A 14,248-nucleotide genomic window follows, 5' to 3' on the forward strand; every position below is an offset into this window, starting at 1 on the left:
GACGGTACGAGGGTGCGTCACCACTAAGCGTGATTCGCCCGTTCGGCCCGGTCCGTTACACCGGTCCTGAAATGTGGAACAGGAGTTCCGCCTGGTGTCAAGGATTCTCGGCATCTTTCCCGTCATTCGGATGGCGATGCAGGCACGTGGGTGAACATGCGACTCTCGCGCCACCACCCGAGCCGAGTCATACCCCCGAAAGGCCACCTTCCGTGCGCACCCACCACAGAACCCGCTTGCCGGCCGCGGTCCTCGCCGCCTTGACCTTGGCCAGCGGGATCGCCGGGTGTTCGCGCGCCGATCGGGGCACCGCGGTGGAGCAGAAGAGCCAGGGTGCGGCGGCCGAGGTGCGCGTCGGGTACTTCCCGAACGTGACGCACGCGCCCGCGCTGATCGGGGCCAAGAACGGCTTCTTCGCCAAGGAACTCGGCTCGACGAAGCTCACCACCCAGACGTTCAACGCCGGACCCGAAGAGGTCAACGCGCTGCTCGGCAACTCGCTCGACATCGCGTTCATCGGCTCCGGCCCCGCCATCAACGCCTTCACCAAGTCCAAGGGCGCCATCCAGCTGGTCTCCGGCGCGGTCACCGGCGGCGCCCAGCTGGTGGTGAAGCCGGAGATCACCGCGCAGGAGCAGCTCGCCGGAAGGAACATCGCGACGCCGTCGCTGGCGAACACCCAGGACGTCGCGCTCAAGAAGTTCGTCGCCGAGAAGAAGCTGCCCGACGTCAAGGTCACGAACCTCGACAACCCGAAGACGTTCGACGCCTTCAAGAAGGGCGAGCTCGACGGCGGCTGGCTGCCGGAGCCCTGGTCCTCCCGGCTCGTGCTCGACGCGGGCGCGAAGGTCCTGCTGGACGAGAAGACGCTGTGGCCGGAAGGCAAGTTCCCGACCACGGTCGTGATCGTCCGCAGCGAGTTCCTGCAGCAGCACCCGGAGACCGTCACCGCCATCCTCAAGGGTGAACTCGCCGCCATCGAGTGGGCGAAGACCAACCCCGCCGAGGCGAAGAAGGTCGTCAACGGTGAACTCAAGGCGCTCGCGGGCAGCACCCTGAGCGAGGCCGTGCTCGATCGCGCGTTCTCCGGTATCGAACTCGGCATCGACCCGGTGGCGTCGACTTTCAGCCAGCTCGCGCAGGACTCGGTGACCGCGGGCGTGGTGAAGTCCGCGGTGGACCTCAAGGGGTTCGCCGATTTCGGCCCGCTCAACGCCGTGCTCAAGGAGCAGGGCAAGCCCGGCGTGAACGCGCCAGGGCTGACGAAGTGACCGGAGGGGATCAGCGATGACGACCACCTTGGAGCCCGGCCTGTCCACCGGTGTCGCCGTGCGCCTCGACGGGGTTCGGAAGGCCTTCGGGCCGACCGGCCGTGCCGTCGTGGCCCTCGACGGGATGGACCTGACGGTCGCGCCCGGCGAGTTCGTCTGTCTTCTCGGCGCCTCCGGCTGCGGCAAGAGCACCCTGCTGAACCTGGTCGCCGGCCTCGACCGGCCGACGTCCGGCTCGATCACGCTCGAGACCTCCCGGCCGGCGGTCATGTTCCAGGAGGCCGCGCTGATGCCGTGGCTGACCGCGGCCCGCAACGTCGAACTGCCGCTGCGCCTCGCCGGGTTCGGCCGGGCCGAGCGCCGCGAGAAGGCGGCCGAACTGCTTGAACTCGTCCGCCTCGGCGGCGCGGGCGACAAGCGGCCGCACGAGCTGTCCGGCGGGATGCGGCAGCGCGTCGCGCTCGCCAGGGCGCTGGCCGCCACCCTGCGCGTCGGCGGTGACCCGGAGCAGTCGCTGCTGCTGATGGACGAGCCGTTCGCCGCGCTCGACGCCATCACGCGCGACGTCCTGCAGGGTGAGTTGCTGCGCGTCTACCGCAGCACCGGCACGTCGGTGCTGTTCGTGACCCACGACGTCCGCGAGGCCGTCCGGCTCGGCCAGCGGGTCGTGCTGCTTTCGTCGCGGCCGGGCCGGGTCGTGCGGGAATGGCGCGACGTCCAGGCCTCCGACGCCGAGGAGCTGACGCTGGAGATCACCGGTCACCTCCGGGAGGTGATCAGTACCCATGCCGCGGCTTGACCGCCCCGAAACCGCGGCGGAAGACGCCGACGAGGCCGTCGGCGCGGGGCTCGACTCACTCGACACCCCCACCGGGGAGCGCCGGGAAAGCCGGGGAAAGCGATTCCTGCGCGGTTTCGTGCCGCCGGTGGTCTTCCTGATCCTGGTGGTCGCGCTGTGGCAGGCACTGTGGGCCGCCGCGTTCTGGCCGGAGGCGATGCTGCCCGCGCCGCTCGCGGTGTGGCACGAACTCGTCGGCATCACCGTCGACGGTGAGATCTTCGAGTTCGTGTGGACGTCGGTGCACCGCGCCGCGCTGGGCTTCTTGATCGGTGTGGTCATCGGGACCCCTCTCGGGCTGCTGGTGGCGAAGGTCCGGGTCGTCCGGGCCGCCGTCGGACCGTTCCTGACCGGGCTGCAGAGTCTTCCGTCGGTGGCCTGGGTGCCCGCGGCGATCCTGTGGTTCGGGCTGAACGACGCGTCGATCTACTTCGTGGTCCTGCTGGGTTCGGTTCCATCGATCGCCAACGGCCTGGTCTCCGGTATCGACCAGATCCCGCCGATCCTGCCGCGCGTGGGTCAGGTGATGGGCGCGAGCAGGCTGTCGTCCGCGCGGCACATCCTGCTGCCCGCCGCGCTGCCCGGATTTCTCGCCGGGCTCAAACAGGGCTGGGCGTTCTCGTGGCGTTCGCTGATGGCCGCCGAGCTGATCGCGCTGTCGCCGGCGCTCGGCAAGGGACTCGGCGCGTACCTGCACGAAGGCTCGTCGTTCAACAGCATGGAGGCCGTGATGTCGGCCATCTTCCTGATCCTGCTGGTCGGGGTCGGTATCGAGCTGGTGGTGTTCCGTCCGCTGGAACGGTCGGTCCTGCGTGCCCGTGGTCTCACCGCGTCCCTTTAGATCACGCTCGGCCTGTCCGACCACGACGCCGTGCTGGCGCTCGGGATCCGGCCGGTCGGCGCCGTCGACCGGTTCAAGGAGCGGCCGTACGGGAAATGGCCGTGGACCCAGGCCCGCTGGGGTGACGAACAGCCGGAGATCGTCGGCGAACGGGACGACTACAACTTCGAGAAGATCGCCGCGCTGAAGCCGGACCTGATCCTCGCCCAGTACAGCGGGATGAAGAAGGAGCAGTACGACAAGCTGTCGCAGCTCGCTCCGGTCGTCGCGCGGCCCCGAAGTTCGAGGACTACGCGGCGCCGTGGCAGGAGACGACCCGGATGGTGGGCCGCGCGCTGGGGCTCCCGCAGAAGGCCGAAGACCTGATCGCCGGGATCGACCGGCGGTTCGCGCAGGCGCGGGCCGGACATCCCGGGTTCGCGAAGCTGTCGATGGTCGTCGCCGACACCTTCGAGGCCGGCAAGTTCTCCGCGTTCACCACGACCGACCCGAAGATGATCTTCATGACCGAGGTCTCGTCGGAACGGTTCGATCTGTTCGACGCGGATCGCCTGGTGTGGCCGAACTCCGATCTCGGCGCGGAGGCCAGGATCCGGGCCGGTCCGGTGTACCGAAAGCTGAAGGTGTCGGCGGAGAAGCGGGATCTGTTCATCACCTACGAGAACCCGCCGGTCGGGGCGGCGATCTCGTTCAACACCGCGCTGAGCATCCCGTACGCGATCGAGCAGCTGGTGCCGAAGCTGGCGGCCTCGCTTTAGCGTTCACCTTCCGGAGGTGGCAAACCTACGACACCGTAAGTTACGGTGTCGTAGGTAGGCGTTTTCCGTACCCTGGAAGGACGAAACGCATGGCGGTCCCCGAAACCACCCGGCTGATGCTCGAGCTCGAGGGGACGGTGGAGGAGAATCTCAATCGGCATCTCTCGGTCGCCAAGGAATGGATGCCGCACGAGTACGTGCCCTGGGACGAGGGCCGTAACTTCGCCGATCTCGGCGGTGAGGCGTGGGATCCCGAGCAGTCGCGGGTCTCGCCGATCGCGCGGACGTCGTTGGAGGTCAACCTCCTCACCGAGGACAACCTGCCGAGCTACCACCGTGAGATCGAGCGCGCTTTCGGCCGCGACGGCGCGTGGGGCACGTGGGTGCATCGCTGGACCGCCGAAGAGGGCCGCCACGGGATCTGCATCCGTGACTACCTGCTGGTGACGCGCGCGGTGGACCCGGTCGAGCTCGAGCGGTCCCGGATGCAGACCATGGAGGCCGGGTACGACAGCGGCGACAAGGAGCTGCTGAACGTCTTCGCGTACGTGTCCTTCCAGGAGCTCGCGACGCGGATTTCGCACCGCAACACCGGGAAGTACACGCAGGATCCCCTGTGCGAGAAGCTGCTCGCGCGGGTGGCGATGGACGAGAACCTGCACATGCTCTTCTACCGGAACCTGGTGCAGGCGTCGCTGGAGCTTTCACCCGACGCGATGATGCGCGCCATCACCGACGAGGTCGTCCAGTTCCAGATGCCGGGCGCGGTGATCCCGAGCTTCGTGCGGAAGGCCGCGCTGATCGCGAAGGCGGGTATCTACGACCTGCGCATCCACCACGACGAGGTGATCTGGCCGCTGCTGCGGCAGTGGAAGATCTTCGAGCTCGAAGGGCTCGGCGAGGTGGGGGAGAAAGCGCGGGACGAACTCGACCAGTTCCTGAAGGCCCTCGACACCCAGGCTTCGCGCTTTGAAGAGCGTCGCGCGGCCGCCGAAGCCCGCGCCGCCGCCCGCCACGCGTGATCCGCCTCCAGTCACGCGAGTTCCGCGTTCCGTCACGTGAGTTGCGCCTGTGATCACGTGAGTTACGCCCCCAATCACGCGAGTTGCGCCTCCCATCACGCGTGTCTCGCCGGACGACACGTGTGATCAGATGGCCAACTCGTGTGATCAGGCGGACGACTCGCGTGATCAGATGGCCAACTCACGTGTCGTCCGTCTGATCACGCGAGCCGGCCGCCGGATCACGCGTGATCGCAGGCGTAACTCGCGTGATTGAAGCCGTAACTCGCGTGATCAGAGGCGTAACTCGCGTGACGGAGGCCGCGGAGCGCTAGCGCGAGCGGCGCGAGCCGGCGCGGGTCCCCGAAGAGAACGCGGCGGCACCGCCGCGACGGGCCGGAGCACCGCCGGACTGGTTCCGCGAGGACTGGGACTTCGCGGCGCCGGAGCCGCGGCGCGGCTGCGACTCGGCGGCGGAACCGCGCCGGGCCTGGCCGCCGCCCTTGGGCGCGCCTTCGCGACGTCCGGTGCTGTCGGCCGCGCGACGGCCTTGGCCTGCGGGAGCGCCGCGGCGGTCGCCCTCGGTGCGAGGCTGCCGCGAACGCCCGTCGGAAGAGCTGCCGCGACGGCCACCGGAAGCGCCACGGCCACCGGCGGAGGGGCCTCGGCCACGTCCACCGCGGCCGCCACGTCCACCGCTCGCCGGACGGTCTTCGTCGTCGCCCTTGCCCGGGATGGCTTCACCGCTGGCGCTGACGCGCTTCGGCCGCGTGTCCACGATCGGCCGTCGCGGCGAAGCGGTGAACGAACGCTCACCGGGCGCCAGCTCCGACAGCAGCGGGTGGCCGGGGCCGAGCTGCGTCGTGGTGGGTTTGATCCCGGCCTTGCGGGTGAGGTCGCGGACGTCGCCGACCTGCGCGTCGGTCATCAGCGTGACGACGGTGCCGGACGCACCGGCCCGCGCCGTCCGGCCGGAGCGGTGCAGGTACGCCTTGTGCTCGACGGGCGGGTCCGCGTGGATGACCAGCGTGACGTCGTCGACGTGGATACCGCGGGCGGCGATGTCGGTCGCGACCAGCGTCTTCGCCGCGCCGGAGGAGAACGCCTCCAGGTTGCGCGTGCGCGCGGTCTGCCCGAGGTTGCCGTGCAGTTCGACCGCCGGCACGCCGGAGGCCATGAGCTTGCGCGTCAGCTGCTTGGCGCGGTGCTTCGTGCGGGTGAACACCAGCGTGCGGCCCGGCGCCGCGGTGAGGTCGATCAGCACCGCCAGCCGGTGGGTCTCCTCCAGGTGCAGCACGTGGTGCTTCATGGTCGAGACCGGCGACTGGGCCGAGTCGACGCTGTGCGTGACCGGGTCGTGCATGAAGCGCTTGACCAGCACGTCGACGCCCGCGTCGAGGGTCGCGGAGAACAGCAGCCGCTGCCCGCGCTCCGGGGTCTCGGCCATGATGCGCCGGACGTCGGGCAGGAAGCCGAGGTCGGCCATGTGGTCGGCCTCGTCCAGCACGGTGATCTCGATGTTGTCGAGCTTCACCTCGCCCGAACGCATGTGGTCGGCGAGCCTGCCGGGGCACGCGACGACGATGTCGACGCCGTCACGCAGCCGGGTGATCTGCGGGTTGGGGCTGACGCCGCCGAAGATCGTGGTGACCTTGAGGCCGAGCGGTTTGGCCAGCGGCAGGAACGACGCCTCGATCTGGGTCGCCAGTTCGCGCGTCGGCGCCAGGACCAGCGCGCGCGGGCGGCCGGGGCGGCGACGGGTCGGGCCTTCGGCGAGCCGGGCGAGGACGGGCAGCACGAAGCCGTAGGTCTTGCCGGAGCCGGTGCGGCCGCGGCCGAGGACGTCCCGGCCTGCCAGCGAATGCGGCAGCGTGGCGGCCTGGATGGGGAACGGGCTGGTGACGCCCTGTTCGGCGAGCGAGTCCACGAGGGTCTTGGGCAGGCCGAGTTCGGTGAAAGTAGGTGTGCTCATAAGCGTGTGGGCGCACGGGCGCCCTGGTATCTCCGTAAGGATAGGAACGGTTGTCCTGCCCGGCGCAGACCTCGGGGGGCCGCGGCGCGTGGTCTTCGACAACGAAACGCGGCCCGAGGCAGAACTGAGCGGACCGCAGGATCAGTGTACCTCGGCCGTGATCTCCCGGGCTACGTGATATCGCCCGCACCGGTCCGCCGATGTTCGTCGGTTCGGACGAGCCGGATGCGGCGTCGCGGTGAAACGCTGACCTGACCGGACGAAAGGGGACAAGGGTGTCGAACGTTCAGGATCTGCAAGGGGTGCTCGACGAGGAGGCGCGGCGCGCGAGCGTTCCCGGAGCGGTGGTGGGGGTGACGTACCGGGGCGAGGAGTCGGTGTTCGCCACCGGTGTGTCCAGTGTGGACACCGGGCTCCCTGTCGATCCCGGCACGTTGTTCATGATCGGCTCCACCAGCAAGACCTTCGCCGCGGCCGCCGTGCTGGCCCTGGTCGAAGACGGCGTTCTGGACCTGGACCGGCCGGTCGTCGAGTACCTCCCCGACCTCCCCTTGGCGGATCCGGTGGCGCGCAAGACGGTGACCCTGCGTCATCTGCTCACGCATTCCGCCGGTTTTCTCGGCGACGTCGACTTCACCACCGGGTGGGGTGACGACGCACTGGCCCTCGCGATCGCGAAGTTCGGCGACCTGCCGCAGAACTTCCCGCCCGGCGAGGTGTTCTCCTACTGCAACGCCGGATTCCAGCTGGCAGGCCGGGTCGTGGAGGTGGTCGCGGGCGAGCCCTTCGAGGACGTGGTCCGCTCCCGGCTGCTCGAACCCCTCGGCATGACCGAGTCGTATTACCTGCCGTGGGAGGTGCTCACGCGCCGTCACGCCGTCGGCCACGTGCTGCGCGACGGTGATGCGGCGGTCGAGCACACCGTGGGCCTGACCCGCGCGGACAGCGCGAGCGGCGGACTGTGGTCGACGGCGGGAGACCAGCTGAAATGGGCCCGGTTCTTCCTGACCGGCAAGGCCGAGGGCGAGCCGCCGCTCAGCGAAGCCACCCGCGACCTCATGCGCGCGCCGCAGCGCAAGGCCGCGCTGCGGTTCGAAGAGGTCGGGCTGAGCTGGCTGCACACCACCCATGGCGCCGCCCGGCTGGTCCGGCACGGCGGCAACGTGAGCAATCTGCAGTTGTCGGAGTTCGTGACCCTGCCGGAGGAGGATTTCGCCGTCACGGTGCTGACCAACAGCGCGGGCGGGTCCGCGCTGGGGGCGAAGATCGTCGACTGGTGCCTGGAGCGGGTGGTCGGGCTGCCTCCGCTTACCAGTCCGCCGCCGGTGCCGCAGCCGGACCTCGCCGAGTACCTCGGCCGCTACCAGACCGGTGACCTGACGTTCGTGATCAGCGATCGGGACGGCGCCCTCTGGGCTCAGCTGGTCGCCGACGTCGAAGGCTTCCCGTCGCCGCCGCCGTTCGAGGCCGTTTTCGTGGGCGGTGACGCGATCGCCCCCGCCGCCGACACCCGCAAGCCCACCGCGCGTTTCCTGCGGAACGACCACGGGGAGGTGACTTCGATCGAGTTCGGTGGCCGGACGGCGAAGCGAGGCGCTACGGTTACCGGGTAGTAACTTCGGCTGACCAGGAGTGACCATGAGCGAAAAGGCGACCGCGTTGTTGCTGAACCCGGGTGGGTACGACCCACGGCAGTTCGACCCGGAGACGCGTCGCCTGCTGCGTGCCACCATCGAGTGGTTCGAACAGCGTGGCAAGCGCAAGCTCGTCGAGGACTACCACGACCGGACCTTCTACGCGGACTTCATCGAGTTCGCGGGCAAGGAAGGGCTCTTTTCGACGTTCCTCACTCCCGGCGCCAACGCCGACGGGAATCCCGACAAGCGCTGGGACACAGCGCGGGTCGCGGCCCTGTCGGAAATCCTCGGCTTCTACGGCTTGAACTACTGGTACCCCTGGCAGGTCACCATCCTCGGCCTGGGCCCGGTGTGGCAGAGCGCGAACGAGGCCGCCCGCAAACGCGCGGCGGACTCGCTCGCGGCCGGTGGCGTCGCCGCGTTCGGACTGTCCGAAAAGGAGCACGGCGCCGACATCTACTCGTCGGACCTCGTGCTCACCCCGGACGGCAAGGGCGGCTACCGCGCGAACGGGTCGAAGTACTACATCGGCAACGGCAACTGCGCGCGGACCGTGTCGGTGTTCGGCCGCATCGACGGTGTCGAGGGCCCGGACCAGTACGTGTTCTTCTACGCGGACTCGGAGCACCCGAACTACCGTGTGGTGAAGAACGTCGTCCCGTCACAGATGTACGTCGCCGAGTTCGAGCTCAACGACTACCCAGTGTCCGAAGAGGACATCCTGCACGTCGGCGCCGACGCGTTCTCCGCGGCGCTGAACACGGTCAACATCGGCAAGTTCAACCTGTGCTTCGGCGGCATCGGGATGTCGACGCACTCGCTGTACGAGGCGATCACGCACGCGCACAACCGGGTGCTCTACGGCAAGAAGGTCACCGAATTCCCGCACGTGCGCCGGGAATTCGTCGAGGCGTACGCGCGGCTCATCGCGATGAAGCTGTTCTCCGACCGTGCCGTGGACTACTTCCGCAGCGCGAACCCGGACGACCGCCGGTACCTGCTGTTCAACCCGATCACCAAGATGAAGGTGACCACCGAGGCGCAGAAGGTCATCGGCCTGGTCGCGGATGTGGTGGCGGCCAAGGGTTTCGAGGCCGACACGTACCTCGCGATGTCCAAGAACGACATCGACGGCCTGCCGAAGCTGGAAGGCACCGTGGCGGTGAACCTCGCGCTGATCGCGAAGTTCGTGCCCGCGTACCTGTTCGCGCCGCAGCCCTACGAGCCGGTGCCGACCCGGTCCGACGCGGCCGACGACGAGTTCCTGTTCCGTCAGGGCCCCGCGCGCGGCCTGTCGAAGGTGCGGTTCCACGACTGGCGTGAGGCGTACGCCAAGGCGTCCGCGATCCCGAACGTCGCGCGGTTCACCGAGCAGGCCGAGGCGCTGGTGAAGCTGTTCACCGAAGCCGCGCCGGACGAGGCGCAGCAGCAGGACATCGACTTCGGGCTCGCGCTGACCGAACTGTTCACGCTGGTCGTGTACGGGCAGCTGGTGCTGGAGCAGGCGGAGATCACCGGGATCGAGACCGAGGTCGTCGACCAGATCTTCGCCATCCTGGTGCAGGACTTCAGCGTCACCGCGATCGATCTGCACGGGAAGGCGTCCTCGACCGACGCGCAGCAGGCGCTCGCGCTGGCTTCGATCCGGAAGCCGGTCGTGGACGCGGCTCGCTTCGACCACGTGTGGTCGCTGGTGCGGGATCTCTCGGGTGCCTACGCCATGAACCCGTGAGCTGAAGGGCGCTTTCCCCGCATCTGACGCGGTGAAGGGCGCTTTCCCCGCATCGCATGTGGGGAAAGCGCCCTTCAGCAGCCTTACTTGCCGAAGCCTGCCTTCCGGAGCGCGTCCGCCATGGCGCCGCCGCCACCGGAGTTGCCGCCGCGGTCCCGGCCGCCACCACGACCGCCCTGGCCGCCGCGCTGACCGCCTTGACGCTGACCGCCGCCCTGGCCACGGTCACGACCGCCACCGCCCTGCTCACGAGCGGGCTTGCCGGGCTCGTCGTCCAGCCGCAGGGTCAGCGAGATCCGCTTGCGCGGCACGTCGACCTCCAGGACCTTCACCTTGACGATGTCGCCGGGCTTGACGACCTCACGCGGGTCCTTGACGAAGTTCTTCGACAGCGCCGACACGTGCGCGAGCCCGTCCTGGTGCACGCCGACGTCGATGAACGCGCCGAACGCGGCCACGTTCGTTACGACGCCTTCCAGGCGCATCCCCGGCTTGAGGTCACCGATCTTCTCGACGCCGTCGGCGAAGGTCGCGGTCTTGAACGCCGGACGCGGGTCGCGGCCCGGCTTTTCGAGTTCGGCGAGGATGTCGGTCACCGTCGGGAGACCGAAGGTGTCGTCGACGAACTCCGTGGGCTTCAGCGCCTGCAGGGTCCGCGAGTTGCCGATCAGCGAGCGGATGTCCGTGCCGGTCGAGGACAGGATCCGCCGCACCACCGGGTAGGCCTCCGGGTGCACCGAGGACGAGTCGAGCGGGTCGTCGCCGTCCGGGATCCGGAGGAAGCCCGCGCACTGCTCGAACGCCTTGGGGCCGAGCCGCGCGACCTCCTTGAGCCCGCTCCGCGTCTTGAACGGACCGTTCTCGTCGCGGTGCGCGACGATGTTCTCCGCCAGCGTCGTCGTGATGCCCGAGACGCGGGTCAGCAGCGGCGCGGACGCGGTGTTGACGTCCACACCGACGGCGTTCACACAGTCTTCGACCACCGCGTCGAGTGAACGCGACAGCGAGATCTCCGACAGGTCGTGCTGGTACTGCCCGACGCCGATCGACTTCGGGTCGATCTTCACCAGCTCCGCCAGCGGGTCCTGCAGCCGTCGCGCGATGGAGACCGCGCCGCGCAGCGAGACGTCCATGCCCGGCAGTTCCTGCGAAGCGAAAGCCGACGCCGAGTAGACCGACGCGCCCGCCTCGGAGACGACGGCCTTCGTCAGCTTCAGCTCCGGGTGCTTCTTGATCAGCTCGCCCGCCAGCTTGTCGGTCTCGCGCGACGCGGTGCCGTTGCCGATCGAGATCAGGTCCACCTTGTGCCGGGCGCAGAGCGCGGCGAGTTCGGCGATGGACTGGTCCCACTTGTTCGCGGGTTGGTGCGGGTAGATCACGTGGGTGTCGACGACCTTGCCGGTCGCGTCGACGACGGCGACCTTGACGCCGGTGCGGAAGCCAGGGTCGAGGCCCATCGTGGCGCGCGTGCCCGCCGGGGCGGCGAGCAGCAGGTCGCGCAGGTTCGCGGCGAACACGCGGACGGCGTCGTCCTCGGCCGACTGGCGCAACCGCATTCGCAGGTCGATGCCCAGGTGCAGCAGGATCTTCGTGCGCCACGCCCAGCGGACGGTGTCCCCGAGCCATTTGTCGGCCGGGCGGCCCTCGTTGGAGATGCCGAACTTGTGGGCGATGCGGTTCTCGTACTCGGTCGGCCCGGTGCGCGGTTCTTCGGTGGGCTCCTCCGACTCCATGGTGAGGTCGAGGATCTCCTCCTTCTCGCCGCGGAACATCGCGAGGATCCGGTGCGAGGGGAGCTTCGTGTACGGCTCGGAGAAGTCGAAGTAGTCGGAGAACTTCGCGCCCTCTTCGGCCTTGCCGTCGCGGACCTTCGAAGCCAGACGGCCTTCCGCCCACATCTTCTCGCGCAGTTCACCGATCAGGTCGGCGTCCTCGGCGAAGCGTTCGACGAGGATCGCGCGGGCGCCGTCGAGCGCCGCCTGCGCGTCCGCGACACCCTTGTCGGCGTCGACGAACACCGCGGCCGCGGCCTGCGGGTCGGTGTTCGGGTCGCTCAGCAGCCCGTCGGCGAGCGGCTCCAGACCGGCCTCGCGGGCGATCATCGCCTTCGTTCGCCGCTTGGGCTTGTACGGCAGGTAGATGTCTTCGAGGCGGGACTTGGTGTCCGCCGCCATGATCGACGCTTCGAGCGCCTCGTCCAGCTTGCCCTGGCTGCGGATCGACTCCAGCACGGCGACCTTGCGCTCGCCGAGTTCCCGCAGGTAGCGGAGGCGTTCTTCGAGGGTGCGGAGCTGGGTGTCGTCCAGCATCCCGGTGACCTCTTTGCGGTACCGGGCGATGAACGGCACGGTCGATCCGCCGTCCAGCAGGTCGACGGCCGCCTTGACCTGCCCTTCGCGCACACCGAGTTCTTCGGCGATCTTCTGCTCGACTGTCTGCAGGCCCTGCACGCTCACTCCCACGCTCCTGAATCCGCCCTCGGGTGCTCTCGGACCCTGCATTCTGCCGCTCGTGCCGAGCCGACTTTCGTATGGCCTCCTCTAACCGAACCCTTGACAGTTGTATTGGTCTGTACCATTTTGATGTGGCCGACATCACCCGTTCGTGGAGGCCAGTCGTGAAAGTGAAGCCCAAACACGCGTTCCTCGCCCTGCTGTCGTCACTGGCCGTGTGCCTGGGGGTGACTTTCGCGGTCTCGGGCAGTGCCTCGGCCGCCAACATCCTGACCAACCCCGGCTTCGAACTCGGGACCACGAGCGGCTGGACCTGCACCGGAGCGAACGCGGTGGTCACCACGCCGGTCCACTCGGGCACCCGTGCGCTCAGCGCCACTCCGGTGGGGCAGGACAACGCCCGCTGCTCGCAGAGCGTGGCGGTGAAGGCCAACACCGCGTACACGCTTTCGGCGTGGGTGCAGGGCAGCTACACCTACCTGGGTGTCACCGGCACCGGGACGGGTGACAAGAACACCTGGACCCCGGGTGGCGGCAGCTGGTCGCAGCTCTCGCTGAGCTTCACCACCGGCGCGTCCACCACGAGCGTCGAGATCTACCTGCACGGCTGGTACGGCCAGCCCGCGTACTTCGCCGACGACGTGAACCTCGACGGCCCCGGCGGCTCGCCCACCACGACCCCCACCACGCCGACCACGCCCACGACGACCACCACGTCGAACCCCCCGACGACCACGACGAGCACCCCGCCGACCGGGAACCTGCCGAAGCACGTGATCACCGGTTACTGGCAGAACTTCTACAACGGCGCGAAGGCGCTCAAGCTCGCCGACGTCCCGACGAAGTACAACATCATCGCGGTGTCCTTCGCCGACGCGACGGCCACACCGGGCGCCGTCACCTTCACCCTCGACTCGGGTCTTTCGAGCCAGCTGGGCGGCTACACCGACGCGCAGTTCAAGGCCGACATCAAGACGGCGCAGGCACGCGGGCAGAAGGTCGTCCTGTCCGTCGGCGGCGAGAAGGGCACGATCCGCGTCGATTCCGCGGCCGCGGCCACGAACTTCTCCAACAGCATGAAGTCGCTCATCGCGACCTACGGCTTCGACGGCGTCGACATCGACCTCGAGAACGGCGTCAACGCCACCTACATGACGCAGGCGCTGCGCAGCATCCACGCGGCGGGCGGCTCGATCATCACCATGGCACCGCAGACGATCGACATGCAGAACACCGGCGCGGAGTACTTCAAGCTGGCGCTGAACGTCAAGGACATCCTGACGATCGTCAACATGCAGTACTACAACAGCGGCACGATGCTCGGCTGCGACCAGAAGGTCTACTCGCAGGGCACGGTCGACTTCCTCACCGCGCTGGCCTGCATCCAGCTGCAGAGCGGACTGCGCGCCGACCAGGTCGGGCTCGGCCTGCCCGCGTCGACCTCGGCGGCCGGTGGCGGCTACCAGGCGCCCGGCAACACGGTCAACGCGCTGAACTGCCTGGCGAAGGGCACGAACTGCGGTTCGTTCAAACCTTCGACGACGTACCCGACGATCCGGGGCGCGATGACCTGGTCGATCAACTGGGACGCCTCGCAGGGTTACGCGTGGTCGAACACGGTGAGCGCGGGACTGGCGGGCCTCCCGTGATGATCCGCTAGACCGGGGCGGGTGCCGGCGTCGCGCGGGCGACGGCACCCGCCCCTTCCATCGCCCGCGTTTAGTCCTCTGGATGCGGTAGTTGGC

Annotated in this window: 11 protein-coding genes; 9 read left to right on the forward strand and 2 right to left on the reverse strand. The window is 68.7% G+C overall.

The window, feature by feature from the left end; translation table 11 throughout:
* The first annotated feature begins 212 nt into the window (after window positions 1-212).
* The 6 genes from ACFVM3_RS35700 (at window position 213) to ACFVM3_RS35725 (ending at window position 4,730) form a co-directional block, all read left to right on the forward strand.
* The gene (locus ACFVM3_RS35700; protein WP_378444306.1) at window positions 213-1,271 is read left to right on the forward strand and encodes an ABC transporter substrate-binding protein; all 1,059 of its coding nucleotides are present in this window, start codon (window positions 213-215) and stop codon (window positions 1,269-1,271) included.
* 16 nt (window positions 1,272-1,287) lie between these two features.
* Window positions 1,288-2,070 carry an ABC transporter ATP-binding protein gene (locus ACFVM3_RS35705; RefSeq protein ID WP_340685061.1) on the forward strand — a complete coding sequence of 261 codons (783 nt, stop codon included), beginning with the start codon at window positions 1,288-1,290 and terminating at the stop codon, window positions 2,068-2,070.
* Window positions 2,057-2,950 (forward strand): ABC transporter permease, encoded by an 894-nt coding sequence (locus tag ACFVM3_RS35710; RefSeq protein ID WP_378444307.1) that lies wholly within the window; start codon window positions 2,057-2,059, stop codon window positions 2,948-2,950. The genes ACFVM3_RS35705 and ACFVM3_RS35710 overlap by 14 nt, the downstream gene beginning before the upstream one ends.
* Before the next feature lie 30 nt (window positions 2,951-2,980).
* Window positions 2,981-3,316 carry an ABC transporter substrate-binding protein gene (locus ACFVM3_RS35715; RefSeq protein WP_378444308.1) on the forward strand — a complete coding sequence of 112 codons (336 nt, stop codon included), beginning with the start codon at window positions 2,981-2,983 and terminating at the stop codon, window positions 3,314-3,316.
* Window positions 3,271-3,708 carry a hypothetical protein gene (locus ACFVM3_RS35720; RefSeq protein ID WP_378444309.1) on the forward strand — a complete coding sequence of 146 codons (438 nt, stop codon included), beginning with the start codon at window positions 3,271-3,273 and terminating at the stop codon, window positions 3,706-3,708. The genes ACFVM3_RS35715 and ACFVM3_RS35720 overlap by 46 nt, the downstream gene beginning before the upstream one ends.
* An 89-nt stretch (window positions 3,709-3,797) precedes the next feature.
* Window positions 3,798-4,730 (forward strand): acyl-ACP desaturase, encoded by a 933-nt coding sequence (locus tag ACFVM3_RS35725; protein ID WP_378444310.1) that lies wholly within the window; start codon window positions 3,798-3,800, stop codon window positions 4,728-4,730.
* 310 nt (window positions 4,731-5,040) lie between these two features.
* Here the strand turns inward: ACFVM3_RS35725 and ACFVM3_RS35730 are convergent, their stop codons facing one another.
* Window positions 5,041-6,681: a DEAD/DEAH box helicase gene (locus ACFVM3_RS35730; protein WP_378444311.1), complete on the reverse strand. Its 1,641-nt coding sequence runs from the start codon at window positions 6,679-6,681 to the stop codon at window positions 5,041-5,043.
* 275 nt (window positions 6,682-6,956) lie between these two features.
* Here ACFVM3_RS35730 and ACFVM3_RS35735 point away from each other — a divergent pair, with 275 nt between their 5' ends.
* Entirely contained in the window at window positions 6,957-8,294 is a 1,338-nt protein-coding gene (locus tag ACFVM3_RS35735) for a serine hydrolase domain-containing protein (protein ID WP_378444312.1), read from the forward strand.
* Between the two features lie 25 nt (window positions 8,295-8,319).
* A complete protein-coding gene (locus ACFVM3_RS35740) occupies window positions 8,320-10,050 on the forward strand; it encodes an acyl-CoA dehydrogenase (RefSeq protein WP_378444313.1) in 1,731 nt (576 codons plus the stop codon).
* An 83-nt stretch (window positions 10,051-10,133) separates the two neighbouring features.
* Here the strand turns inward: ACFVM3_RS35740 and ACFVM3_RS35745 are convergent, their stop codons facing one another.
* On the reverse strand, window positions 10,134-12,506 hold the full coding sequence (locus tag ACFVM3_RS35745) for a Tex family protein (RefSeq protein ID WP_378444314.1): 2,373 nt from the start codon (window positions 12,504-12,506) through the stop codon (window positions 10,134-10,136).
* A gap of 161 nt (window positions 12,507-12,667) precedes the next feature.
* On the opposite strand from ACFVM3_RS35745, the gene ACFVM3_RS35750 reads away from it, so the two are divergent.
* Entirely contained in the window at window positions 12,668-14,152 is a 1,485-nt protein-coding gene (locus tag ACFVM3_RS35750) for a chitinase (protein WP_378444315.1), read from the forward strand.
* Window positions 14,153-14,248: the final 96 nt, after the last annotated feature.

Origin of the sequence: Amycolatopsis sp. NPDC057786 (assembly GCF_042797905.1) — a bacterium.
GTDB lineage: Bacteria > Actinomycetota > Actinomycetes > Mycobacteriales > Pseudonocardiaceae > Amycolatopsis.